Raw genomic sequence first — 24,059 nt, 5'->3', positions numbered from 1 at the left:
ATGACCGCTGTTTGGCGACAAAGGTTTGACGGCTCGATAAGAATTACAGGAATTCGACGGTCAGGCGGCGGTGAACGAAGAGGGAGACCCCATGTCCGGCAAAATCAGCGCACTTGACCTCGGTATCGCGGAACTGAGCGAGGCGACAAAAGCCTATTTCGCCAAATGCGAGGAAAAGCTCGGCCTGGTTCCCAACGTGCTTCTTGCCTATGCCTTCGACGAGAAGAAGCTGCGCGCCTTTACCGACACCTACAATGATCTGATGCTGGGTGAATCCGGCCTGTCGAAGCTGGAACGGGAGATGATCGCGGTCGTCGTTTCCTCGATCAATCACTGCTATTATTGCCTGACCGCGCATGGCGCGGCGGTGCGCCAGCTCTCCGGCGATCCGGCTCTCGGCGAGATGATGGTGATGAACTTCCGCGCTGCCAATCTTTCACCGAAACAGACGGCGATGCTCGAATTCGCCGTCAAGCTGACGGAAGAGCCGGCAAAGATCGTCGAGGCGGACAGGGAAGCACTGCGCAACGCCGGCTTCACCAACCGAGACATCTGGGACATCGCCTCGACCGCCGCCTTCTTCAACATGTCGAACCGCGTGGCGGCGGCCATCGACATGCGCCCGAACGACGAATACCACTCAATGGCGAGGTGACCAATGACGATAGATACGTCAGGCAAGTGGTGGGTTGGCAGCGAGCCCACTGACATCGGAGAATACTTGGAAGCCTATGGCGCCGACAACGCCGAGGTTCATGACTTCAGGCTCGCCCGCTGCAAGTGCGGTTCCATCTCGTTTCTCCTCGATGCCGACGATGACGAGGGTGTGGCGCGACGAACGTGCACGGTCTGCGGATCCGAGCATCTTATCTGCGACAGTGCGGAATTTTGGGACGAAGCCCAGCCGGAACGATGGGCGTGCACCGAGTGCGGCTCCGAAGCTGCAAACATCGGCGTCGGGTTTTCCATCTACCCGGAACGTGACGGCGTTCGCTGGCTTTATGTTGGCGTACGATGCGCGGCCTGTGGCGTTTTGGGATGCTTCGCCGGCTGGAAAGTTGGCACGTCTGATAGCATGGGTCTATTGGACAAAGTCTAGCTTTGAGGTTCCCATAGAAAGGCGGTCAGGATCGCGCCGCGATGGCCGCGGCGGCGCCGGCCATCGTCGTGGCGCTGATGCGGTTGGCGATCTTCATCGCACGCTTGCTCTTCAACAGTTTGCGCGCCTGTGAGGCCGCGACGACCCAGGCGAGATCGATGGCGATCAGAACCACCGCCATCGTCGCCGTCAGTTCGACCCAGCCGATGACACTCACCGAAGCGAGGTCGATGATCGTCGGCAGCAGCGCCAGATAGAACATCATGATCTTGGGATTGCCGAGCGTCACCGCCATGCCGGCAAAGAACAGCTTTGTCGCCGAATCCTCGCGCGGCATCTCGCCTTCTTTTGCGTCGACAGGTGCGGTCCACATCTTGAAGGCGAGGTAGGCGAGGTAAGCGACGCCGATCCATTTCACGACGACGAAGGCTAAATGGAAGGTCTGCGCCACGACCGCCAGCCCGAACACCGCCAGCGACAGCCAGATGGCCTCGCCGATCCACATGGCGAGCAGGAAAGGGAACACGTCGCGAAAGCCTTTCGAGATGACGCGGGCAACAAGTGCGGCGATCGACGGGCCGGGCGAACCGGCAGCGACGAACAAGGCGGCGGCGAAGATCAGGAGCGAGGTGAGGTGCATGACGGAGCCTTCGAGCGTTGGATGGCGAAGAATATCCGATCGGCGTCAATTTGGCACCCTCTGCCTGAGGGCCAACGAACGCGACACATTTCGGAGATCGGACTTGCCCGTGCCAGCGGTTTGAGAAAGGATCGCGGCCGTGAAATCAATCGTCATCCACGCCGCAAAAGACCTGCGCATCGAAGAGACCGATTCGGGCGCGCCTGGCGCCGGACAGGTCGAAATATCGGTCGAGGCCGGCGGCATCTGCGGCTCGGACCTGCACTACTACAATCATGGCGGCTTCGGCGTGGTGCGCCTGCGCGAGCCGATGATCCTCGGACATGAGGTCGCTGGCACGGTGAAGGCACTTGGCGCCGGCGTCTCCAGCCTCGCCGTCGGCGACCGCGTCGCTATTTCGCCCAGCCGGCCCTGCAATGCGTGCCGGTACTGCCTGCAGGGCGTGCAGAACCAATGCCTCGACATGCGATTCTACGGCAGCGCCATGCCCATGCCACATATACAGGGCGCCTTCCGCCAGTGCCTCGTCGCCGAGGCCTGGCAGTGCCACAAGATCGCCGACCATGTCTCCATCAACGAAGCCGCCTTTGCCGAGCCGTTCGCGGTAACGCTGCATGCCGTCAACCGCGCCGGCTCGCTGCTCGGCAAGCGGGTCTTGGTCACAGGCAGCGGGCCGATCGGTGCGCTCAGCATCCTTGCCGCACGTGTCCACGGTGCGCGTGAGATCGTCGTCACCGATGTCATGGACGCGGTTCTGGCCAAGGCCAACGAGATCGGCGCCGACCGCACCATCAATGTCGCCACAGATGCCGACAAGCTCGCTGGTTACAATGTCGAGAAGGGCAGTTTCGACGTCATGTTCGAATGCTCCGGCGATGAGCGCGCGGTGCGAGCCGGGCTCGACGTGCTGAAGCCGCGCGGGGTGCTCGTGCAGCTCGGCCTTGGTGGCGACATGTCGCTGCCTCAGAATCTCATCGTCGCCAAGGAGATCGAGATGCGCGGCTCATTCCGTTTCCACGACGAGTTCGCGCTGGCCGTCGATTTGATCAACAACCGTCGCGTCGACGTCAAGCCGCTGCTGACCGGCATCTATCCGATGGACGAGGCGGTTGCGGCCTTCGAGACCGCCGGCGACCGCAACAAATCGATGAAGGTACAGATCGCCTTCGCCTGAGCATGGCGAGACACCCGCTATGAACCTTGCCCGCTCGGCATCTTATCGCTAGAAGAGCCGTCCCGACATCCATTTCGAGCTTCATTTTGCCTCAGTAACCGCCGGTCTCGCCAACTCCCCTGATCACGCTTGGCAGGGCGCCGCATTAAGCGGTGCCTGCTCAATTTCACGTGTTCCTCAGGCGGCGGTTCGAGACCGGTTTGGCACTGCTGAACCGTTGTCGCGCGCTTTGCCGCCCGTGACAGCTGATTTCCGACGTAGCTAGCTCTCGCCACGCCGTGCCCGCATGGGCATCTCGCCATTGCCGACCTGAAGAACTTCCACACTGGAAGGTCTTCCGGCTTGTCCCAACATCTCGCTATCCACTGGGCAATCGCGCCCGAAATCGCACCTCGACCCCTGATCCACTGCAACCGCTGCGGCGCCGTGAAAGCCTATCGCTGCAGCGACAAATTCCGCGTCAACGCCAATGGCAAACGCATTGATGTCTGGCTGATCTATCGCTGCATCGACTGCGACAATTCGTGGAATTTCGGCATTTTCGAACGCTGCAACCGCCGCGACATCGAACCCGCGCTGCTGGCAGCGCTCGAAAGCAACGATCCGGCCCTCGCCCGCCGCCATGCCTTCGATGTCGCGGCTTTGCGAAACCGAGTCGGCCGCGTCGAGGAGTTTCCCGATTTCGCCGTTCACAAACACCGGCTCGGCGGCGAAGGCGAACCCGCAGCCGCGCTTGAAATCAGGCTTGGGCTGGAAATGCCGACATCGCTGCGGCTAGACCGTCTGCTCGCCGGCGAACTCGGCATCTCGCGATCAAGGCTTCAGGCGCTGGAGGAGAAACGATTGCTGTTTGTCGTTTCCGAAGGCGCCAGGGCTTTGCGCAAGCCGGCTCGCGATGGCACGGCGATTCGCATTGACCTGGCCGACGAGCCGGATCGTGAAGCCATCATTTCGGCTGCCGTGGGTGAATGACAAGAGGGGCGAAGCACCGGTGCTTCGCCCCTCTTGAATCTAGACAATCAGACGATTACGCCGCGCCCACAACCTTGGCCGACTTCTCGAAGCGCTTGCGCTCGTTCGGGTCGAGATAGAGCTTGCGCAGGCGGATGGTCTTAGGCGTCACCTCGACCAGCTCGTCGTCCTGGATCCAGGCCAGCGCGCGCTCCAGCGTCATGCGGATCGGCGGCGTCAGCTTCACCGCCTCGTCCTTGCCGGCGGCGCGGATGTTGGTCAGCTTCTTGCCCTTCAGCACGTTCACTTCGAGGTCGTTGTCACGGCTATGGATGCCGATGATCATGCCCTGATAGACCTTGACGCCCGGGTCGATGACCATCGGGCCGCGGTCTTCGAGGTTCCACATGGCATAGGCCACTGCCTCGCCCTGTTCGTTGGAGATCAGCACGCCGTTGGTGCGGCCCGGCAGTTCGCCCTTGTAGGGCTGGTAGGCGTGGAACAGCCGGTTCATCACGGCGGTGCCGCGCGTGTCGGTCAACAGTTCCGACTGGTAGCCGATCAGTCCGCGCGTCGGCGCGTGGAAGACGATGCGCTGACGGTTGCCGCCCGAAGGCCGCAGCTCGACCATCTCGGCCTTGCGCTCCGACATCTTCTGCACGACGATGCCGGCGTGCTCCTCGTCGACGTCGATGACGACTTCCTCGACCGGCTCCAGCAATTCACCGTTCTCGCCCTTCTGCATGACGACGCGCGGACGCGACACGGCGATTTCAAAGCCTTCGCGGCGCATCGTCTCGATCAGCACGGCCAGCTGCAATTCGCCGCGGCCGGAAACGAAGAACGAATCCTTGTCGGGCGATTCCTCGATCTTGAGCGCGACATTGCCTTCGGCTTCTCGCAGCAGGCGGTCGCGGATGACGCGGCTGGTCACCTTGTCGCCTTCGGTGCCGGCGAGCGGCGAGTCATTGACCAGGAAAGACATGGTCACGGTCGGCGGATCGATCGGTTGCGCATGCAACGCCTCGGTCACCGCCAGGTCGCAGAACGTGTCGGCGACAGTGCCCTTCGACAGGCCGGCAATTGCCACGATGTCACCCGCCTGCGCCTCTTCGATCGGCTGGCGCTCGAGGCCACGGAACGCGAGGATCTTGGAGATGCGCCCGGTTTCGATCTGCGTGCCGTCATGGTGCAGCACCTTGACCGCCTGGTTGGACTTCAGCGTGCCGCTCTCGATACGGCCGGTAATGATGCGGCCGAGGAACGGATTGGCTTCCAGGATGGTGCCGATCATGCGGAACGGGCCGGGATGAACGGTCGGCTCCGGCACATGCTTGATGACGAGGTCGAACAGCGGCGCCAGGCCCTGGTCCTTCGGGCCTTCCGGATTTTCCGAGACCCAGCCATCGCGGCCAGAACCGTAGAGGATCGGGAAGTCGAGCTGCTCGTCGGTGGCGTCGAGGGCGGCAAACAGGTCGAACACCTCGTTGACCACTTCGACGTGGCGGGCGTCCGGACGGTCGATCTTGTTGATGACGACGATCGGCTTCAGGCCGACCTTGAGCGCCTTGCCGACGACGAACTTGGTCTGCGGCATCGGGCCTTCGGCGGCATCGACCAGCACAATGGCCGAATCCACCATCGACAGGATGCGCTCGACTTCACCGCCGAAATCGGCGTGGCCGGGGGTGTCGACGATGTTGATGCGGGTGTCCTTCCAGTCGACCGAGGTCGCCTTGGCCAGGATGGTGATGCCGCGTTCCTTTTCGAGGTCGTTGGAATCCATGGCGCGCTCGGCGACGCGCTGATTGTCGCGGAAGGAGCCGGATTGCCGAAGCAATTGGTCGACGAGGGTGGTTTTTCCATGGTCGACGTGCGCGATGATCGCGATATTACGAATTTTCATTTTGTGGTCTCGGGAGCGTTGCAGGCAGCAGGCCAGAAGGCGCCGCCTCTTTCGGTTGCGCGGCTCATACAGGGTTTTTCGCAATTGCGAAAGAGGAGGCGCACCACCAAATACTCATCAAATCTTAAGCATCTCGGTGTGAGATGGTTTTGTTAACCAAGGCGGGAACCTTTCTGGGCCCGGGTAGTTCGAAATTCATGACCGACAAACTCAACCGATTTTGGCCCCTCATCGCTTCGGTCGCATTCGCTGCCGTGCTGGCGGCGAATGCCGCTCAATCGGCCGCCACGGTGAAGGAAGCCAATCCGGCCTCGTCGTCCGACCGGACGGCCGAGCAGATGTTTGCCGACGCCCCTGATGGCGTCGACCCCGTGGTCACCGGCCCGGTCAGCGCCTCTTTCAAGCAGAGGCAGCAGGTTGCCGGCTGCGACAGCGCGGTGTGGCCGAAGATTCCGACGGTTTGCTACCCGGACTGACGGCTGCCCATTCCAGGCGTAGCGATCCTTCGCACCGACCCAAAGGCTTACGCCGACCGCACCGGATCGAGCGTCACCAGGGGGAGATTAGTACCGCGCCTTACGCCGCTTGCGGCTCCGGATCGAAAGCCGGCCTGCTCGTATTGATCAGCAGCGACAGACACGCAGCCACGATCGCCGTCATGCCGGCGATCAGGAAGGCCAGTTCGTAATTGCCCTGCAATTCGCGCATGGTGCCGCCGAAGGCAGCGGCGGTGGCGGCGCCGACCTGGTGGCCGGCTACGATCCAGCCGAACACGATCGGGCCGCTGCGGTCGCCGAAGGCCTCGTTGGCGAGCCTGAGCGTCGGCGGCACGGTGGCGATCCAGTCCAGACCGTAGAGCACGGCGAAGATGATCAGGCTGGTCGCCGAGAAGCCGGAATAGGGCAGATAGATCAGCGCCAGACCGCGAATGCCGTAGTAGACGCCGAGCAGCTTGCGCGGGTCGAAACGGTCGGTGAGCCAACCCGACAAAGTCGTGCCGATCAGGTCGAAAATGCCCATCAGCGACAACAGGCCCGCGGCCTGCACCTCGGGGATGCCCATATCGCCGCAGAAGGAGATCAGATGCGTGCCGACCAGCCCGTTGGTGGTGAAGCCGCAGATGAAGAAGGTGGCGAACAGATACCAGAAGACGCGGGTGCCGGCAGCGCGGCGCAGCGTGTTCAGCGTATGCGCCAGGAAATTGCCTTGCGATGCCGGCGATACCGGCGGCACGTCATCGGTCCCGGCGCCATAGCGCACCATGCCGATCGAAGCGGGACGCTCCGGAACCAACAGCCAGACCAGCGGCAGAAGACAGGCGGTGGCGATCGAGACGGCGGTAGCGACGGGCTGCCAGCCGCCCGACTGGGCGAGCGATGCCAGCAGCGGCAGGAACACCAAGAGGCCGGTGGCGCTGGAGGCCGACATCAGCCCCATCACCAAGCCGCGATTGGTCTTGAACCAGCGGTTGACGATGGTGGCGCCGAGCACGGTGGCGACCGCGCCGGAGCCGACACCTGAAAACACGCCCCAGGTGAGGAACAGATGCCATGGCTCGGTCATCAGCAGGCTGAGCGCGGTCGAGCCCGACATGATCACAAGCGAGGCAAGCAGCGTGCGGCGCAAGCCGATACGCTCCATCAATGCGGCGGCAAACGGCCCGGTCAGGCCGTAAAGGAAGATGCCGATCGCGGCGGCAATCGAAACCGTATCGCGCCCCCAGCCGAAGCTTTTATCCAACGGCAGCATCATCACCGAGGGTGCGGAACGAAGCCCGGCCGCGATCAACAAGCAGAGGAAGATGACGCCAACCACGACGAAAGCGTAGCGCTGGCCAAAGGGACGGGATTGAGCTATCATGTTACTGACCGGTACGTTGCAGGGTGAGGACATGTATACGTACCGATCGGTAACACGTCAATCGAGTCATACCATGCCAACGGACAAAAATATTGAACTGACCATCAAAGACGGTCATGCAGCCGCACCGCCCAAGGCTGCCAAGAAAATCCTCGACGTGGCCTACGACCTGTTCTACCGCCGCGGCATCCGGGCGATCGGCGTCGACGAGATCGTCAAGCGCGCCGGCGTCACCAAGCCCAGCCTCTACCGCAGCTTTCCCTCCAAGGACGAGCTCGCCGCTTCCTATCTCAGGCAATATGACCGTGAGTATTGGGAGCGTTTCGACGAAGCCGTGGCTGCCCATCCCGGCGACCCGCGGGCACAGCTCAGGGCTTTCCTGACTCGCGTCGGCAAGCGCACGCAAAGGCCGGACTATCGCGGCTGCGGCATGACCAACGCGGCGGTGGAATATCCCGAACATGGCCATCCGGCGCGCGTCGTCAGCGAGGCCAACAAGCAGGAGTTGCGCCACCGCCTGCGCGCGATGGCCGCAGCGATGGGCGCTAAAGACCCTGACACGCTCGGCGACGGCCTGCTGCTGTTGATCGAAGGCGCCTATATCAGTGGCCAGCTCTTCGGCCTCGGCGGCCCGGCGGCAGCGGTCGCCCGCAACGCCGACCTGCTGATCGAGGCGAGCTTGAAGAAATAGACCTCTTGCGATCCATTCCAACCGCAAGCAATATCGCTGTCATGTCAGCGATCAAAACAGAATCGCAGGTAACGACTTGAACATTGCTCAGACGATTTTGGACGATCTCAAAAAAATGTTCGGGATCAATTACATGAAGCGGGGCGACCTGGCGTTGATCTCGCACGAGGAAAAGAGGGATATTGCCACGGTCTTCGACCTGAACGAGCACAGGGTCAAGGAGGCCGTTCTGCGCAGAGTGCTTTTTCTGTTTTTGGTCGCATCGGTTGCGATGTATGTTGGGATGTATTTCGACGGCAAGGCACACGGCATTACCCAAACGGCGCGCATTCTGATCGCGTCGATAAGCGCAGTCGCTTTGGTATTTTTATACCTGGATGTTTTTGTTCCCGTCGTCCTGCTTGCCGCCTGCGCGTCCCTCCTCGCAATCTGCTGGATGGACTACCAGGCGATCGTTGCAGCCGCTTCGTTTTCCGCTTTGTACGCGCTATATTTTTTTGCGAGGCTCAGAGCCCGATAGCGAAATAACCACAGGGATTATTCGCCATGCGCGCTCTTCTGCTCTCGCTTGCCCTTGCCGGCCTCTGCCAGGTCGCCCATGCCGACGGAATATCCAGCGTCTACACCGACCTCGACTCGCAAAAGGATTGCGTCACCTATGCGCAGGCCGAGGAAGGTGACGGCGACTGGGCCGAACTCGCCTGCTCCGGCTATCGCGGCTATCCCGTGCTGATCGCCTATGACGATGCGCGTGAATCGCTGTTCTACGGGTTTCCGCCCGGCGGCGAGATGACCTCGGTCTGGGAGAGCTTTTCCGGCTTCAACTCGTCCGGCGCCAGGGTCGAATGGCGCATCGAGACCAAGGGCGACGTTGCCGTTCCCTTTGCCGTCATCCACCGCCGCTCGATCAGCAATCCCGAGGACGAGAACAAGCCGACCGAAGTGCTGCTCGTCGCCAAGGTCGCCCAGATGGAAGCCCGCGACGGCTGCACCATCGGCCTCGTGCTGGCCACCGGCAACCCGCAGGCCAACGACCAGGCGCGCAAGCTGGCGGACGAAAAGGCGAAGAGTTTCGCCTGTGGCAAGGACAAGCACACCGTCATCGGCAACGTCCCGGCTTTTGGCAGGGTGGATAACTAGCCACGTGGGTGCAAGGCACCCCCCTCTGCCCTGCCGGGCATCTCCCCCTCAAGGGGGGAGATTGGCAGCTTCGCTGGCGGCGCTTTTTCTTTCGGCGCTGAAAATTGACGAAAGCCGTTGCGACATCCGATCTCCCCCCTTGAGGGGGAGATGGCCGGCAGGCCAGAGGGGGGTGCCTCGCTGGCGTTTGCCGCTTACTTGAACGAGACGCAGGCCTCTCTCGGCGCTACTTTGCCGCCTTCGCCCGTGCGATCGCGTCGACGATCATCTTCTTGGCGTATTTGGAATCGTGCCAGCCTTCGATCTTGACCCATTTGCCGGGCTCGAGATCCTTGTAGTGCTCGAAAAAGTGCTGGACCTGGTCGCGGGTGATCTCGGGCAGCTGCGTGTATTCGGTGACGTTTTCGTAGCGCAGCGTCAGCTTCGGCGACGGCACGGCAATGACCTTCTCGTCCTGGCCGGCATTGTCTTCCATCACCAGCACGCCGATCGGTCGCACATTGATGACGCAGCCCGGCACCAGCGCGCGCGTGTTGCAGACCAGCACGTCGATCGGGTCGCCGTCGCCCGACAGCGTGTGCGGCACGAAACCGTAATTGCCGGGGTAGCGCATCGACGTATGTAGGAAACGGTCGACGAACAGCGTGCCGGCCTCCTTGTCCATCTCGTACTTGATCGGCTCGCCGCCGATCGGCACCTCGATGATGACGTTGATGTCCTCGGGCGGGTTCTTTCCGATGGCTATGGCTTCGATTCGCATGGCTTAAATCCCTCTCTCGATGTCCAAGATCGATAGCGGGCGGCGCGGCATGGTGCAATGCGGCGATTGGTGCGAAGCGCTAACGGAAGCGCACGGTTTATGATGATTTGTAACCGAGGCCGGTCATTCCCAGACGAAGGCGACCTTCTTGAGCGCCCTCTGCTCGAAAATCTCGACGCCTTCGGCGACGTCACGGCCACCCGCGCCGGCATAGAAGGAAAGTGCGTTCTGGTTGTCTTCCAGCGCCCACACCACCATTCCCTTCAGCCCGTGGTCGGCAAGCCGCGCCCGCGCCGCCTTGAACAGCCGGCTGCCGAGCCCGATGCCTTGATATTCCGGACGCAGGTAAAGTTCGTAGATTTCGCCCTGTTGCTTCAGCTCGCGGGCGCGGTTCTTGCCGATCGTGGCATAGCCGGCGATGGTGCCGCCGATCTCGACCACCAGAACGGTGGCGGCGCGGCGGATGGCGTTGGCCCACCAGTCGGCGCCGCGGCGGTTGATCATGGAGGTCAGCGAGCGATGCGGGATGATGCCGGAATAGGCGCCCTCCCAAGCCTGCTGGTGCACGTCCGCAATGGCGCCAGCGTCGCGCGGTTCGGCTTTCCTGATGTCGATGCTCAGCGTATTCATGATTTGTTAACCATAAACCCGGATCGGCCATTTGCAAGAGTCGAGGTCAGCCCGCCGACCGCTTTCTCACAGCCGATCGCGACACTGCTGACAATGGGCAAAGCCTGCCTGATAACGCGCTCAGCCGAGGCGAATGGCGTGGGTTTTCGAGAACCGGAGCGGAGCGTACTTTTTGTACGTGAGCACCGGAAGCGCAGAAAACCCGCGTCAGGCGTCCGGCTGAGTAGCTTTGCAGGCAGGCTTTTCAGATCTCGACGAGATGATCGTCCAGTTCATTGGCGTCGCCCGACGTCACCGGGAAATGCTCGGCCAGCACCGCGCCGACCTGCCCGATCGCCTTGACGAAGCCGTCGGCGAGTTGGTCGTCGCCGGCATGCTGCAGGAGATCGCGCACCACGCCGTCCCAGACATGCTGGCCGACCTTGCTGTCGATGCCCGAATCGGCGACCACTTCGGCATAACGCTCGGCGATCGACACGAAGACCAACACGCCGGTGCGCGCCGTGGTGCGGTGGACATTGCGGGCGAGGAACTGCCTGAGCGCATTGTCATGTGCCGCCTGGTAACGCTGCCGGCGCGGCACCAGATGGATGCGCAAGCCGGGCAGCGCCCACAAAAGCACCAACACCGAGGCCAGTGCCAGCAGTTGGACAATGACGAGATGCGGCAGCCGGATCGACAGCCACCAGGCTTCCAGCCCATAGGCGACGGCGAGGCTGGCAATCAGCATGCCTGATGTCGCCATGAAGGCGGCGGGAAAGAAATAGCCGTCGCTGGCATGCGCAACGACGCAGTAGATCTCGCCGTCGGTTTTGGCCTCGGCCGCGCGGATCGCGGTGGCGATGCGCTCATGGTCCTGTGGGCTGATCGGTCGTGTTGCCATCTTCTCTCACCAGCTCCCTGAAGACCCGCCACCGCCGGACGAACCGCCGCCGCCAGAAAACCCGCCGCCGCTGCTTGAGCCCGAAGCCCAGCTGCTGCCCGAACTTCCCGATGACCATCCGCTGCCCGGCGACGAACTTGTTGTCCAACTGCTGGAGCCCGAGGACGATCCGCTCGGCCCCTGGCCGTAGCGAAAGGTCATGCCCAGCCATTTATACACGCCCGGCGACAGCTTGGTGCCGAAGATCGGCGGCAGGAAGGCCATCGCCAGGCCGCCGAAGAACATCGCCGCCCACAGGATCAGGAAGACCGCGACTATAGGATCGACGGGCGTGCTGTGGTCGGCCGGGTTGCGCTTGCCGCGCGCCTCCAGCTCTTCCGGGTTGCCTTCCAGCACCATGACCATGTCGTCGACGGCCTTGGAAATGCCGCCGGAGAAATCACCGGCGCGGAACGCCGGCACCATGTCATTTTCGATGATCAGTTTGGTGTGCAGGTCGGTCAGCGTGCCTTCCAGCCCGTAGCCGACCTCGATGCGCATCTTGTGGTCGTTCTTGGCCACCAGCAGAAGCACGCCGTTGTTTTCGCCGGCCTGGCCGAGTTTCCAGAAGCGGAACAGCCGGTTGGCGTAGGGTTCGATCTCCTCGCCGTCCAGGCTGGGGATGGTGGCGACGACGATCTGGTCGGAGCCTTTGGTCTCGAAATCCGCGAGCTTCTGCGTTAGTGCCGCCTTGGTCGCGGCGTCGATAATACCGGCATTGTCGACCACCCGCCCGGTGAGTGCCGGCAGGTCTGCCGCCAAGGCTACGAACAGCATGGCGAGCATCGTCAACAAGGCGATGCCGATCGTCGCGGCTGCGCGGCCAGGTTTTGGCGGATTGAAGACGCGTACTGTCATGCCGTCACCAGCTCCCCTCAACCACCATGACCGTCCTCGATCACCATGATCATGTCGTCGACCGCTTTGGAAATACCGCCGGAGAAATCCCCGGCGCGGAAGGCCGGCACCATGCCTTCAATGATCCGTGTGGCGTGCTGGTTGGTGAGCGTGGCTTCCAGCCCGTAGCCGACCTCGATGCGCATCTTGCGGTCGTTCACGGCCACCAGCAGAAGCACGCCATTGTTCTTGGCCTTCTGGCCGAGCTTCCAGGCGTTGAACAGCCGGGTGGCGTAAGGCTCGATCTCCTCGCCGTCGAGGCTGGGAACCGTCGCGACGACGATCTGGTCGGAGCCTTTGGTCTCGAAATCGGCCAGCTTCTGCGTCAGCGCCGCCTCGGTCGCAGCGTCGATGATGCCTGCATTGTCGACGACACCACCGGTGAGGGCGGGCAGTTCCGCCGCCAGCGCCGCGAAGCTGACGAGCAAGACCAGCAAGGCAGCGCCGGTCATCGTGGCGAAGCGGCCATGCCAGGGATTGGCGATGCGTGTTGTCATCTCGTCACCAGCTTCCCGAGGAGCCGCCGCCGCCGGACGAACCGCCGCCGCCGGAAAAGCCGCCACCACCGCTTGAACCCGACGACCAGCCGCCCCCGCCCGAAGACCAGCCGCCGCTGGACGACCGCCGGCCCGGCTCGAATGTCATGCCGAGCCAGCGATAGCGGCCGGGACCGAGTTTTTGGCCGAAGATCGGCGGCAGGATGGAGGCGGCCATGCTGCCGAAGAAGATGATTGCCCAGATGCTGATGAAGACGCCGAAGAACAGATTGTCGGTATTGATGGGCGGCTTCTGGTTGCGCTCGCCGCGCGCCTCCAATTCCTCCGGATTGCCTTCCAGCACCATCACCATGTCGTCGACGGCCTTGGAAATGCCCCCGGAGAAATCGCCGGCGCGGAACGCCGGCACCATGTCGTTTTCGATGATCAGCTTGGTGTGCAAATCGGTCAGCGTGCCTTCCAGCCCATAGCCGACCTCGATGCGCATCTTGCGGTCGTTCGGCGCCACCAGCAGCAGCACGCCGTTGTTTTCCTTGGCCTGGCCGAGCTTCCAGAAGCGGAACAGCCGGTTGGCGTAAGGCTCAATCTCCTCGCCGTCGAGGCTGGGGATGGTTGCGACGACGATCTGGTCGGAGCCTCTGGTCTCGAAGTCGGCGAGTTTCTGGGTGAGCGCGGCTTTGGTGCCTGCATCGATGATCCCGGCATTGTCGACGACGCGGCCGGTCAGCGCGGGGAGGTCGGCGGCGAAGGCGGTGAGGGGCAGGAAGACGGCCAGAAAGGCGAGAAGAACACCAAGGTTGGCGTTCCTTCGCGTCCCCCTCTGTCCTGCCGGACATCTCCCCCTCGAGGGGGGAGATTGGCAATCTCGCTGCCGACGCTCAGCCGGCAACGCTGATATTTGGCGCAAGGACAGAAGACAGCTGATCTCCCCCCTTGAGGGGGAGATGTCCGGCAGGACAGAGGGGGGTGTGAAGGAACGCAAGGCTGGCAAAGGCCAAGCTCACCCAGACGTCATCACCCGCCCTGCTTCGTGCCGAAATCGACCTTCGGCGGCTGCATCTTGTCTTCTTCGACGGTGAAGTTGGCGAAGGGCTCGTTGCTGCGGAACCAGAAGGTTGCCCATAGCACCGACGGAAAGGTCCTCAGCGTCAGATTGTAATCCTTGACCGCCAGGATGTAGTCGCGCCGCGCCACGGCGATACGGTTCTCGGTGCCTTCGAGTTGCGCCTGCAGCGCCAGGAAATTCTGGTTGGCCTTGAGGTCGGGATAGGCCTCCGACACCGCGATCAGCCGCGACAGCGCGCTGGTCAGCCCTGATTGCGCATCCTGGAACTTCTTGAGCGCTTCGGGGTCCTTCAGCGTTTCCGGCGTCACCGTGATCTGCGTCGCCTTGGCGCGCGCTTCGACCACCGCATCGAGCGTGTCCTTTTCATGCGAGGCATAGCCCTTCACCGTCTCGACCAAATTGGGAATGAGGTCGGACCGACGCTGATACTGGTTCAGCACCTCGCTCCATGCCGCCTTGGCGTTTTCCTCCGCCGTCGGGATGGTGTTGAAGCCGCAGCCGGCGAGCAGAGGCAGCACGACGGCCATCATCAGCACGGCCGGCAGACTGCGGAAAGGGAAGGCAAGGCGCTGGGCAAACATGGTGAGGTCCCTCGACAGAAGTTGCATGCGAAGCATTAGCACAATCCGCGCTCAAGAAAATGTCTGCCGCTGGCGCGCATTCCTGGCGCGCATTCATGCGCCGGCGAGGCCCTGTGATTGATCGCGCGAACACGGTATGGTTGCCGGCAAACAGGACAGGATCATGGCGGAACGCCACGACGATGACAGCGAATCGCGCCGCATTATCGAGCGCGTGGCGAACGAGGGCGGCCTTGGCGGCGCATCGCTGGTGTCACGGGCAGCGAAAGGCGCGCGCGATCATGTTACCGCAGCGGAGGCCGACCGATCCGATCCGATCGAGGTCTGGGGCACCCGCATCGGTCGCGCACTTGGGCTCATCGTCGCCCTCGGCCTTTTGATCTGGCTCGTGTACTACGTCTCCCGGGGCAGCTAGAGCATGATCCTGAAAAGTGGGAACCGGTTTTCTCGGACAAACGGGAACCGTTTTGTCCGGAGATCATCCTCCAACCAAAGAGATAGATCAGGATGACGATTCAACGAAAAATTATCCGTATCTAGGATTTTCCATGAACCGCGAAAAAGCCGACGCGCCGCGCGCGGTCATCGTCATTTCCAGCCATGTCGCCCGCGGCTCGGTCGGCAACCGCGCCGCCGTGTTTGCGCTGGAGACGCTGGGCTTTCCCGTGTGGGCGGTACCGACGGTCATCTTGCCCTGGCATCCGGGCCATGGCCGCGCCACGCGCATCGTGCCGCCGCTCGACCAGTTCAAGGCGCTGATGGCCGATCTCGAGCGCGCGCCCTGGCTGGGTGAGGTCGGCGCGGTGCTGTCGGGCTATCTTGGCGAGGCCGGCCAGGCCGAGGCCGTCGCCTCGCTGGTTGCGGCGGTCAAGGCCAAGACGCCGGACGCGATTTATATATGCGATCCGGTGATGGGCGATTCCGGCGGGCTCTATGTGCCCGAGCCGACGGCCGCCGCGATGCGCGACCGGCTGATGCCGATCGCCGACATCGCCACCCCCAACCGCTATGAGCTGGAGTGGATGGCCGGCGCGCCTTTGCCCGATCTGAAATCGGTGATCTCGGCCGCCCTCCATGCCGGACCGTCAACAATGCTGGTGACGTCGGCACAGTCGATGATGACCGGCGGCACCGGCAATCTGCTGCTTGACGGCACCCAGGCGCTGCTGGCCGAACACCGCCTCATCGACAAGCCGCCGAATGGCCTCGGTGACCTGACTGCGGCCGTCTACCTCGCCCGCATCCTGTCGGGGCAGCCGCCGATCAAGGCGCTGCAATCGACCACCGCCGCCGTCTACGAAATCCTGGCGCGAACCGCCAAGCGTGGCGGCGACGAGTTGCAGCTTGAAACCGATGCCCAGAGCCTGTCGCATCCGATGGCGATGGTGCAACTGCGCCACCTCACGCATCCGGGGCGGGACCGCCGGGCGTGACCTCGACCGTGGTCGTCGGCGTCGACGGCTGCAAGGCCGGCTGGATCGCCGTCCGCCGCGATCTGGATGCCGCGCCGTCAGTCCGCGTCTTTCCCAGCTTTGCGACCCTGCTCGACGCCTTGCCCGCCGATGCGACAGTGGTCGTCGACATGCCGATCGGCCTGCCGGACGTCTCGAAAAGAGGCGGGCGCGGGCCGGAGACCTTGGTACGGCCAATGCTCGGAGCACGGCAATCCAGCGTCTTCTCTATCCCGTCCCGCCCGGCCCTCTACGCCGACACCAGCGGCTTCACCACGGTCGAGGCCTGGTATGAGGCACATCGGCGCGCCAGCGAGGTGGCCAAGGCGACCTCCGATCCGCCACGCGGCGTCTCGATCCAGGCCTTCGGCATCTTTGCCAAGATACGCGAGATCGACGCGCTGCTGATCGCACGTCCGCAACTGCGCCGCCGCGTCTTCGAATCGCATCCCGAAGTGGCCTTCTGCCGGCTGAACGGCGAAAAACCGATGACACTGCCGAAGAAGATCAAGGGCGCCGTCAATCCGGCCGGGATGGAAGAACGCAAGGCACTGCTCTGCCGGCACGGCTATACCAGAGCTTTCCTTGACCAGCCGCCGCAACGCGGTGCTGCCGCCGACGATTTCCTCGACGCCGCAGCGATGATGCTGATTGCCGGACGCATTGCCGGCGGGGAGGCAACGCCGTTTCCCGACCCGCCGCTTGCCGACCGTTTCGGCATTCCCCTGGCGATCTGGGCGTGAGGCAAGCGGCGCCATGCGTGCGGCATGGCGATTTGCGACGAAGCCATCCGCAATTCGGCATTGCCCGCGACGGGCATTTGCCGTTAGAGCCTTTCTAACTTGAAATGAGCTGCCGTCGCTAACCCCGAAAGGCTTCATCCCTAGCCCATGCCCCATCTCCCCGAACATCTTTGGACCGGCTACCGCAACTTCATGAATGGCCGCTATCTCACCGAGAGCGGACGCTATCGCGAGCTTGCCCGCGAGGGGCAGGCGCCCGAAACCATGATCGTTGCCTGCTGCGATTCCCGCTCTGCCCCCGAGGCGATCTTCGACGCCGGTCCGGGCGAACTGTTCGTCCTGCGCAATGTCGGCAATCTGGTGCCGCCCTATGCGCCGGACGGCGAGTTCCACTCGACCTCGGCCGCGCTCGAATTCGCCGTGCAGAGCCTGAAGGTGAAAAACATCGTGGTGATGGGCCATGGCCGCTGCGGCGGCATCCGCGCCGCGCTCGACACCAATTCGGCGCCGCTGTCGCCCGGCGACTTCATCGGCAAATGGATGAGCCTGATCGCGCCGGCGGCCGAAACCGTTTCGTCCAGCACGTTCATGACGACAACCGAACGGCAGACGGCGCTGGAGCGGATTTCCATCCGCTATTCGATCGCCAATCTCAGGACCTTCCCTTGCGTCTCCATCCTCGAAGGCAAGGGGCGGCTGTCGCTGCATGGCGCCTGGTTCGACATCTCGACCGGCGAGCTCTGGGTGATGAACAAGGACACCGGCGACTTCGAGCGGCCGGATTTGACGTAGACCCATGATCCCGAAAAGTGGGAACCGGTTTTCGGATAAGGGCATGGTCAAATAAGAGGAGGCAAGAATGCGGGTTTGGCCTGCGATCGCTTTCGCCGTAGCGGCACTGCTGATTTCGCTCGTCCCTGCCCGCTCCGATGACGGCGCCATTATCGACCGCTGGTATTCGGCGCTGCTGGTCGCCGATCGCACCGAATTGTCGGACCTGCTCGCCGACGATGTCCGCATCAAGCTCGACGATCTCGGCGTCGTGCAGTCGAAGCAGGAGTTCATCGCGTCGATCGACGAATGGAAGGGCGCGGTCGCCGGCGCCGCAATCCGGCATCGCGTCGAAAAGAGCGAGGCCGGCGTCACAACTGTCATCGCCTGCTATGATTTCCCCAACAATGACATGCTGATGCAGGAGACGTTCGCCGTCACCGGCAACCGCATCACCGCCAGTTCGCAAGCGGCGATCGCGGAAAATTGCGACGGCTTCTGACGCGGGCTTGAACGGCCGCGCTGTTGCGCCGCGCCAGTCATCGCCCTACATCGGTCAGCAAGCTCCGCCAATCATCGAAAGATCCCCCATGCCGTCCACGAAAACCGTCGATCTCGCCGCCCATCCGCTGACCAAATGGCAAGGGCCGCTCGGCCTGCCGGATTTTGGCAGCATCGGCGACGACGATTTCTCCTCGGTGTTCGACGCGGCGCTGAAGGCACATGAGGCCGAAATCGACGCGATCGCCGGCAACAAGGATGCGCCGACCATCGAGAATACGCTGGCAGCCCTCGAGCTCGCCGGTGAGCCGCTCGACCATGTCTCGTCGATCTTCTGGTGCCGGGCCGGCGCCCACACCAACGATGCGATCCAGGCGCTGGAGCGCGATATCTCGCCAAAAATGTCGAGGCATTTCTCGGCGATCTCGATGAACGAGAAATTGTTTGCCCGCGTCGACGATCTCTACCAGCGCCGTGAGACGCTCAAACTCGACGCCGAGACGCTGCGGGTGCTGGAGAAGACCTGGAAAGGCTTTGTGCGATCGGGCGCAAAACTCGACGCCGACGGCAAGAAGCGGCTGGCCAACATCAGCGAGGAGCTGTCCTCGCTCGGCACGACCTTCGGCCAGAACGTGCTGGCCGACGAGCGCGACTGGGCGCTTTTCCTCGACGAGGCTGATCTTGCGGGCCTGCCGGACTTCGTGAAGAGTTCGATGGCCGAAGCCGCCGAGACGCGCGGCCAGAAAGGCCGCTACGCAGTCACCTTGTCGCGCTCTATCTATGAGCCGTTCACGACCTTCTCCGAACGCCGCGATCTGCGCGAGACCGCTTTCCGCGCCTTCACCATGCGCGGCCAGAATGGCGGCGCCAGCGACAACACCGCAGTGGTGCGCGACATGCTGAAACTGCGCGCCGAAAAGGCCAGGCTGCTCGGCTATGCCTCGTTCGCCGCGCTGAAGCTCGACGACACCATGGCCAAGACGCCGAAGGCGGTGCACGACCTCCTCGACCCGGTCTGGGAGAAAGCGCTGGAGAAGGCCGCCGCCGACCAGAAGGAGCTGGAGCGGCTGGCGACCAAGGCAGGCAGCAACGAAAAATTCGCCGCCTGGGACTGGCGCTTCTACCAGGAGAAATTGCGCGCCGAAAAATTCGCCTTCGACGAGGCGGAACTGAAACCCTATCTGCAACTCGACCGCATCATCGACGCCTGCTTCGACGTCGCCACAAAACTGTTCGGCATCACTTTCGAGGAGAAGAAGGGCATCGCCGCCTGGCATCCCGACGCGCGCGTCTTCGTGGTGAAGAACGCCGATGGCAGCGAGCGCGGCCTGTTCCTCGCCGACTATTTCGCCCGGTCCTCGAAGCGCTCCGGCGCGTGGATGAGCGCGCTGAAGTCGGGCTACAAGCTTGGCGATGGCTCCAAGCCGGTGATCTACAATATCATGAACTTCGCCAAGCCGCCGGCCGGGGAAGCAGCGCTGTTGTCGGTCGATGAGGCCAAGACCCTGTTCCACGAGTTCGGCCATGCTTTGCACGGCATGCTGACCGACGTCACCTGGCCGTCGGTGGCGGGCACCTCGGTTTCCCGCGATTTCGTCGAACTGCCTTCGCAGCTCTACGAGCACTGGCTGACGGTGCCCGCAGTGCTGGAAAAGCATGCGCTGCATGTTAAGACCGGCAAGCCGATGCCGAAGTCGCTGCTCGACAAGATGCTGGCCGCCCGCACGTTCGGCGCCGGTTTCGCCACGGTCGAGTTCACAGCGTCGGCGCTGATCGACATGGCGTATCACGCGCGGCCGGATGCGCCGGCGGAACCGCTGCGTTTCGAAGCCGAAACGCTGGAAAAGCTTGATATGCCCGACACCATCGCCATGCGTCATCGCACCCCGCATTTCGGCCATATCTTCTCCGGCGACGGTTATTCAGCCGGCTACTATTCCTACATGTGGTCGGAAGTGCTCGACGCCGACGCCTTCGCCGCCTTCGAGGAGACCGGCGATCCCTTCAACCCGGCGCTGGCGGAACGGCTTCGGAAGAATATCTATGCCGCTGGCGGGTCGAAGGATCCGGAGGAGCTGTACACGGCGTTCCGCGGCAAGATGCCTTCGCCGGAAGCGATGATGGTGAAGCGGGGATTGCTATAGCGCCGCCTTATCTCCCCCCTCGAGGGGGAGATGGCCGCAAAGCGGCCAGAGGGGGTCGGTCCGACTGGGCTCGACCTCCTGCGGCAGATGAAGGTCGGCGCTTCACGCGCGAGGACCCCCTCTGTCGCCTTTGGCGACATCTCCCCCTCAAGTGGGGAGATCACCAGCGCCAGGGATCCGCCACCCTTGGCCAAACCGGCCGCGTCAGCTTCCTGTAATCCGTCACCGCCGGATTGCTCGGATACGAACTCGGCGCCGAGACATAGATGATCTCCGCCGCGATCGGTTCAAAGCCGGCGTAGAAATGGTTGGTCGACTTGATCAGCAATATGTCCTTCGACAACGGATCGACGCCGATGTTGGAGAAGACATCCGGCTCGAAGGTCTGCGTGCGGTTGGTGTTGAGGATGATGTCGATTTCGGTGCCTTCGAGCCGCACCAGCGCCGTCGGTCCGAGCGTCACCCGGCTCGGCCCGAAGCTCTGCCAGCCCTCGGGGACGGCTTTCAACACCTTGACGCGCGCATCGATCGGTTCGCCGGCCAGCGGCCCGGCCTTGCCGCCGAAGCGCAGGTCGATGACGGCGCCTTCGCCTGCCGCCTGGCAAAAGGTGACAGCGATCGGGTCCCAGATCGTCGCCACGCCAAAATTGTCCACGCCCTGTTCCAGCATGGCGCGCAGCACGACCGTACCGTCGCCGGCGACGCCACCGCCGGGATTGTCCCAGATGTCGGCAATCACAACCGGCCTGCCGGGGTTTTCCTTGCGCACGGCCAGTGCCCGCGCGATGCCATCCTCGGTGTTCAGCATCGTCATCGCCGTCCTTTCGCGCATGGCGTAAAGCTCGCGCCCGAGCCTCTCCGCCAGCGCATCGCCCTTGGCCTTGTCATTGTCGGTCACGACCAGGATGCGCGTGCCCATTTCGGGCACGTCCGCGGCCATGAAGCCGTGGATGACCGAGACCGACAGCACGCCGTCCTTGCCGTGCAGCGCCTTGATGCGGTCGACGAAGGAGCGCATCGGCTCGCGGCTGGTCGGCAGCACCTGGATCATGCGGCAGTCGAAGGTCGAGATCACCGGCTTGATCTCGCCGCGCGCAGCCGCCAGTCCAAGCTCGACGACATGTTCGCCGCGCTCATAGAAGTCGGTGTGCGGGAATTCGAGGAAATAGGCCATGACATTGCATGCCGCGACGCGCTTCGGCGTCAGGTGGCTGTGCGGATCGAGCTCCACGGCGACCACCACATCCGGCCCGACGATTGCGCGAACCCGTTCCAGCAGATCGCCTTCGCAATCGTCATAGCCTTGCGCCACCATGGCGCCATGCAGGCCGAGGATGACGGCGTCGACCGGCAAGGCTGCCTTCAACTGGCCGAGAATCTCGTCGCGCAACGCCTCATAGGTCTGCCGCTGCACCAGCCCGCCCGGCTCCGCCCAGGTGGCGGTGCCTTCGATGACGGTCAGCCCTTCGGCAGCCGCACGCCGGCGCAGCGCGACCATCGGCGAGGAGCACAAGGTCGGCGTGTCTGGATGCTTGCTCGGCCCGGCATAGAACGCCATCTCGAACGACGCCCGGTCGGTCGGCACCGGCGAGAAGGTGTTGGTTTCGGTCGCCAGCGAGGCGGTGAAGATGCGCATGAAAGCTCCGTTGTGAATGGCGCGGTTATTTGACCGCCCCGAGCGCCAGCCCGCGGACGAGATAGCGCTGCAGCCAGATGAACAGAATCGCCACCGGCAGCGTCGCCAGCAGCGTCGCCGCCATTACATGGTGCCATTCGATCGTGTAGCGGCCGGCGACCAGCGAGAACACCTGGATCGGCAGCGTGTAACTTTCCTGGCTGCGCAGCATTGTGAGCGCAACGACGAACTCATTCCATGCGTTGATGAAGGTGAAGATGGCTGTGACCGCGATTGCCGGCAGGCAAAGCGGCAGAAACACTTTTCGCAAGGTCAGCCAGCGGCCGGCGCCCTCCATCCACGCTGCTTCCTCGAGATCGCGCGGGATGGTGTCGAAATAACTCTGCAGCATCCACACGGTGAAGGCGACGTTGAAAGCCATGTAGATGACGCCGAGCGCGGTCGTGGATTCGATCAGACCCCAGGCCGCCATCAGCCGGAACAGGCCGAGCACCAGCACGATCGGCGAGATCATCTGCGAGATCAGCAGGAACTGGCGGAAGGCGCCATAGCCGGCAAAGCGAAACCGCGACATGGCATAGGCGGCCGGCACCGAGATCAGGATGGCGCCGACGGTGGCGATAACAGAGACATAGAGCGAATTGGCCAGCGCCTGGCCAAAGCCGGTCGCCACCCACATGTCGGCAAAATTCGACCAGTGGAATTCGCTTGGCCACCAGGTCGGCGACAGCACCTCCTGCCGCGGCTTGACCGCGGTCAAAAACATCACAGCGAAGGGGAAGATCGTCACCACGAGCAGCGGCGAAAGCAGCAGCCAGGCAATGATCGTGCGCTTCAGCTTGGGGGTCATGCGCGTTGCTCCCGCATGGCGAGGCGCACATAGATCATGGTGAAGATCAAAAGGATGGCGAACATCAGCAGCGATACCGCCGAGGCCTCTCCAAGCTTGCCGATGCGGAAGGCCAGTTTGTAGAGATGGGTGACCAATATGTCGGTCGAGTTGGCCGGCCCGCCCTGCGTCATCACCCAGATGATCGGGAAGGAATTGAAGACGTAGATGGTGTTGAGCACGATGGCGATGTTGATGAACGGCTTCAGCAGCGGAAAGGTGATCTCGCGAAACTGCTGCAGTGGCGTCGCCCCCTCCAGGGCCGCCGCCTCGTAGAGGTCGTCGGGGATCGACGACAGGCCGCCGAGGAAGATGGTCGTGGTGAACGGTACCGTCACCAATATGCCGATCAGCACCTGCATCGGGAATGCCGTCTCGGCGCGCGCCAGCCACTGGATGTTCTCATGGATCAGGCCAAGCCCGATCAGCGCCGAGTTCAGCATCCCGCTTTCGCCGTTGAGCGCCCAGCGCCAGACCACCGCCGTCATCGTCAGCGACACCGCCCAGGGCAGCATGATGATGACGCGGGCAATGCCGCGGCCGTAGAAATCGGTGTTGAGGATCATCGCCACCGGCACCGACAACAGCAGCGCGCCGCCGACCACCAGCACGGTCCACAGGCCGGTGCGCCAGAGTGCCGCCAGGAAATCGGGATCGGCGAGGAAGGCGGAATAATTGGCGAAATCGTTGAAGTCGCGCAGCTGCCCAAAACGGCTGACATCATGCGTCGATATCTGGATCAGGTCCCAGACCGGCCAGAAGATGACGACCGCGGCCAGAAACAGGCTGGGCAAGGTCAATAAATAGGGCAGGTAACGATTTTGCATCGGCCGGATTCGTACCGTGTTGGACATAAGTGGCGCTGGCGCGCCAGCTCGGATCAATCTCGCATATCGGTCTAAGGCAGCGCTTCAGGGTTTGAATCTCCTGCGGACGTTTGCGCTGCCCCTCACCTGCCTGCCCATCCTCCGCAACGGTTGCGGAAGGGAGCCCTTCCTCTCCCCCGTCGATCGGGGGAGAGGTGTGGGGCGAAGCGCGGCGGAGTGGGGGGGGGGGGAGTGGTGGTGGCCGCCTGGGGGGGGAGGCGCGGGGGTGTTTGGCCCAAAATAC

General features: G+C 63.1%; 26 protein-coding genes and 1 pseudogene. 14 read left to right on the top strand and 13 right to left on the bottom strand.

Features of this window, described 5'->3' with window-relative positions; translation table 11 throughout:
* Positions 1-91: 91 nt before the first annotated feature.
* Together NKI10_RS08225 and NKI10_RS08220 are read left to right on the top strand one after the other, a co-directional pair.
* Positions 92-655, top strand: a complete 564-nt coding sequence (locus NKI10_RS08225) for a peroxidase-related enzyme (RefSeq protein WP_023668634.1) — start codon at positions 92-94, stop codon at positions 653-655.
* Between the two features lie 3 nt (positions 656-658).
* Positions 659-1,099, top strand: coding sequence for a hypothetical protein (locus tag NKI10_RS08220; RefSeq protein WP_023700192.1), 441 nt, complete (start codon positions 659-661; stop codon positions 1,097-1,099).
* 25 nt (positions 1,100-1,124) lie between these two features.
* Here the strand turns inward: NKI10_RS08220 and NKI10_RS08215 are convergent, their stop codons facing one another.
* Positions 1,125-1,739 carry a LysE family translocator gene (locus NKI10_RS08215; protein ID WP_023668632.1) on the bottom strand — a complete coding sequence of 205 codons (615 nt, stop codon included), beginning with the start codon at positions 1,737-1,739 and terminating at the stop codon, positions 1,125-1,127.
* 139 nt (positions 1,740-1,878) lie between these two features.
* Between NKI10_RS08215 and NKI10_RS08210 the strand changes: the two genes are divergently transcribed.
* Together NKI10_RS08210 and NKI10_RS08205 are read left to right on the top strand one after the other, a co-directional pair.
* Entirely contained in the window at positions 1,879-2,913 is a 1,035-nt protein-coding gene (locus NKI10_RS08210) for an L-idonate 5-dehydrogenase (RefSeq protein ID WP_023698748.1), read from the top strand.
* A gap of 342 nt (positions 2,914-3,255) precedes the next feature.
* A complete protein-coding gene (locus NKI10_RS08205) occupies positions 3,256-3,885 on the top strand; it encodes a DUF1062 domain-containing protein (RefSeq protein ID WP_023698747.1) in 630 nt (209 codons plus the stop codon).
* 55 nt (positions 3,886-3,940) lie between these two features.
* Here the strand turns inward: NKI10_RS08205 and typA are convergent, their stop codons facing one another.
* A complete protein-coding gene (typA, locus tag NKI10_RS08200) occupies positions 3,941-5,770 on the bottom strand; it encodes a translational GTPase TypA (protein ID WP_023681424.1) in 1,830 nt (609 codons plus the stop codon).
* 197 nt (positions 5,771-5,967) lie between these two features.
* Between typA and NKI10_RS08195 the strand changes: the two genes are divergently transcribed.
* Positions 5,968-6,246 carry a hypothetical protein gene (locus NKI10_RS08195; protein WP_023753187.1) on the top strand — a complete coding sequence of 93 codons (279 nt, stop codon included), beginning with the start codon at positions 5,968-5,970 and terminating at the stop codon, positions 6,244-6,246.
* Between the two features lie 100 nt (positions 6,247-6,346).
* Here the strand turns inward: NKI10_RS08195 and NKI10_RS08190 are convergent, their stop codons facing one another.
* Positions 6,347-7,630: an MFS transporter gene (locus tag NKI10_RS08190; RefSeq protein WP_031244297.1), complete on the bottom strand. Its 1,284-nt coding sequence runs from the start codon at positions 7,628-7,630 to the stop codon at positions 6,347-6,349.
* A 73-nt stretch (positions 7,631-7,703) separates the two neighbouring features.
* Between NKI10_RS08190 and NKI10_RS08185 the strand changes: the two genes are divergently transcribed.
* The 3 genes from NKI10_RS08185 (at position 7,704) to NKI10_RS08175 (ending at position 9,461) form a co-directional block, all read left to right on the top strand.
* Entirely contained in the window at positions 7,704-8,321 is a 618-nt protein-coding gene (locus NKI10_RS08185) for a TetR/AcrR family transcriptional regulator (RefSeq protein ID WP_023698744.1), read from the top strand.
* Between the two features lie 76 nt (positions 8,322-8,397).
* The gene (locus NKI10_RS08180; protein ID WP_031244296.1) at positions 8,398-8,841 is read left to right on the top strand and encodes a hypothetical protein; all 444 of its coding nucleotides are present in this window, start codon (positions 8,398-8,400) and stop codon (positions 8,839-8,841) included.
* Between the two features lie 26 nt (positions 8,842-8,867).
* Complete coding sequence (locus NKI10_RS08175; protein ID WP_023681429.1) at positions 8,868-9,461, top strand: hypothetical protein; 594 nt, start codon at positions 8,868-8,870, stop codon at positions 9,459-9,461.
* A 226-nt stretch (positions 9,462-9,687) separates the two neighbouring features.
* On the opposite strand, the gene ppa is transcribed toward NKI10_RS08175, so the two are convergent.
* The 7 genes and pseudogenes from ppa to NKI10_RS08140 form a co-directional block, all read right to left on the bottom strand.
* Positions 9,688-10,221, bottom strand: coding sequence for an inorganic diphosphatase (ppa, locus tag NKI10_RS08170; RefSeq protein ID WP_023668623.1), 534 nt, complete (start codon positions 10,219-10,221; stop codon positions 9,688-9,690).
* A 123-nt stretch (positions 10,222-10,344) separates the two neighbouring features.
* On the bottom strand, positions 10,345-10,851 hold the full coding sequence (locus NKI10_RS08165; RefSeq protein ID WP_023668622.1) for a GNAT family N-acetyltransferase: 507 nt from the start codon (positions 10,849-10,851) through the stop codon (positions 10,345-10,347).
* Positions 10,852-11,095: 244 nt separating this feature from the next.
* Positions 11,096-11,734 carry a TPM domain-containing protein gene (locus NKI10_RS08160; protein WP_023693213.1) on the bottom strand — a complete coding sequence of 213 codons (639 nt, stop codon included), beginning with the start codon at positions 11,732-11,734 and terminating at the stop codon, positions 11,096-11,098.
* Between the two features lie 6 nt (positions 11,735-11,740).
* Positions 11,741-12,631 (bottom strand): TPM domain-containing protein, encoded by an 891-nt coding sequence (locus NKI10_RS08155; RefSeq protein WP_023693214.1) that lies wholly within the window; start codon positions 12,629-12,631, stop codon positions 11,741-11,743.
* A gap of 35 nt (positions 12,632-12,666) precedes the next feature.
* Positions 12,667-13,122: pseudogene (locus tag NKI10_RS08150) on the bottom strand (TPM domain-containing protein); the annotation flags it as partial.
* A 49-nt stretch (positions 13,123-13,171) separates the two neighbouring features.
* On the bottom strand, positions 13,172-13,942 hold the full coding sequence (locus NKI10_RS08145) for a TPM domain-containing protein (protein ID WP_198020358.1): 771 nt from the start codon (positions 13,940-13,942) through the stop codon (positions 13,172-13,174).
* A gap of 239 nt (positions 13,943-14,181) precedes the next feature.
* On the bottom strand, positions 14,182-14,814 hold the full coding sequence (locus tag NKI10_RS08140; RefSeq protein ID WP_023681434.1) for a LemA family protein: 633 nt from the start codon (positions 14,812-14,814) through the stop codon (positions 14,182-14,184).
* Positions 14,815-14,977: 163 nt separating this feature from the next.
* Between NKI10_RS08140 and NKI10_RS08135 the strand changes: the two genes are divergently transcribed.
* The 6 genes from NKI10_RS08135 (at position 14,978) to NKI10_RS08110 (ending at position 20,424) form a co-directional block, all read left to right on the top strand.
* The gene (locus tag NKI10_RS08135) at positions 14,978-15,229 is read left to right on the top strand and encodes a hypothetical protein (protein WP_023693217.1); all 252 of its coding nucleotides are present in this window, start codon (positions 14,978-14,980) and stop codon (positions 15,227-15,229) included.
* A gap of 133 nt (positions 15,230-15,362) precedes the next feature.
* On the top strand, positions 15,363-16,247 hold the full coding sequence (gene pdxY, locus NKI10_RS08130; RefSeq protein WP_023688841.1) for a pyridoxal kinase PdxY: 885 nt from the start codon (positions 15,363-15,365) through the stop codon (positions 16,245-16,247).
* On the top strand, positions 16,244-17,008 hold the full coding sequence (locus NKI10_RS08125) for a DUF429 domain-containing protein (RefSeq protein WP_023693218.1): 765 nt from the start codon (positions 16,244-16,246) through the stop codon (positions 17,006-17,008). Before pdxY ends, NKI10_RS08125 begins: the two co-directional genes overlap by 4 nt.
* Positions 17,009-17,155: 147 nt before the next feature.
* Positions 17,156-17,800, top strand: coding sequence for a carbonic anhydrase (locus NKI10_RS08120; protein ID WP_023668613.1), 645 nt, complete (start codon positions 17,156-17,158; stop codon positions 17,798-17,800).
* A gap of 67 nt (positions 17,801-17,867) precedes the next feature.
* Positions 17,868-18,281 carry a hypothetical protein gene (locus NKI10_RS08115; RefSeq protein ID WP_023688839.1) on the top strand — a complete coding sequence of 138 codons (414 nt, stop codon included), beginning with the start codon at positions 17,868-17,870 and terminating at the stop codon, positions 18,279-18,281.
* Between the two features lie 88 nt (positions 18,282-18,369).
* Entirely contained in the window at positions 18,370-20,424 is a 2,055-nt protein-coding gene (locus NKI10_RS08110; protein ID WP_352859466.1) for a M3 family metallopeptidase, read from the top strand.
* 160 nt (positions 20,425-20,584) lie between these two features.
* On the opposite strand, the gene NKI10_RS08105 is transcribed toward NKI10_RS08110, so the two are convergent.
* The 3 genes from NKI10_RS08105 to NKI10_RS08095 are packed head-to-tail and all read right to left on the bottom strand — an operon-like array spanning position 20,585 to position 23,776.
* Positions 20,585-22,060, bottom strand: coding sequence for a M81 family metallopeptidase (locus NKI10_RS08105; RefSeq protein ID WP_352859464.1), 1,476 nt, complete (start codon positions 22,058-22,060; stop codon positions 20,585-20,587).
* Between the two features lie 25 nt (positions 22,061-22,085).
* Positions 22,086-22,910, bottom strand: a complete 825-nt coding sequence (locus NKI10_RS08100) for a carbohydrate ABC transporter permease (RefSeq protein WP_023668609.1) — start codon at positions 22,908-22,910, stop codon at positions 22,086-22,088.
* Entirely contained in the window at positions 22,907-23,776 is an 870-nt protein-coding gene (locus tag NKI10_RS08095; protein ID WP_023726098.1) for a carbohydrate ABC transporter permease, read from the bottom strand. The genes NKI10_RS08100 and NKI10_RS08095 overlap by 4 nt, the downstream gene beginning before the upstream one ends.
* Positions 23,777-24,059 lie beyond the last annotated feature (283 nt).

The organism is Mesorhizobium sp. M0802 (assembly GCF_040320115.1).
Classification (GTDB): domain Bacteria; phylum Pseudomonadota; class Alphaproteobacteria; order Rhizobiales; family Rhizobiaceae; genus Mesorhizobium.
The sequence above is the reverse complement of the archived record's forward strand: the minus strand, read 5'-3'. Positions and strand labels throughout refer to the sequence as shown.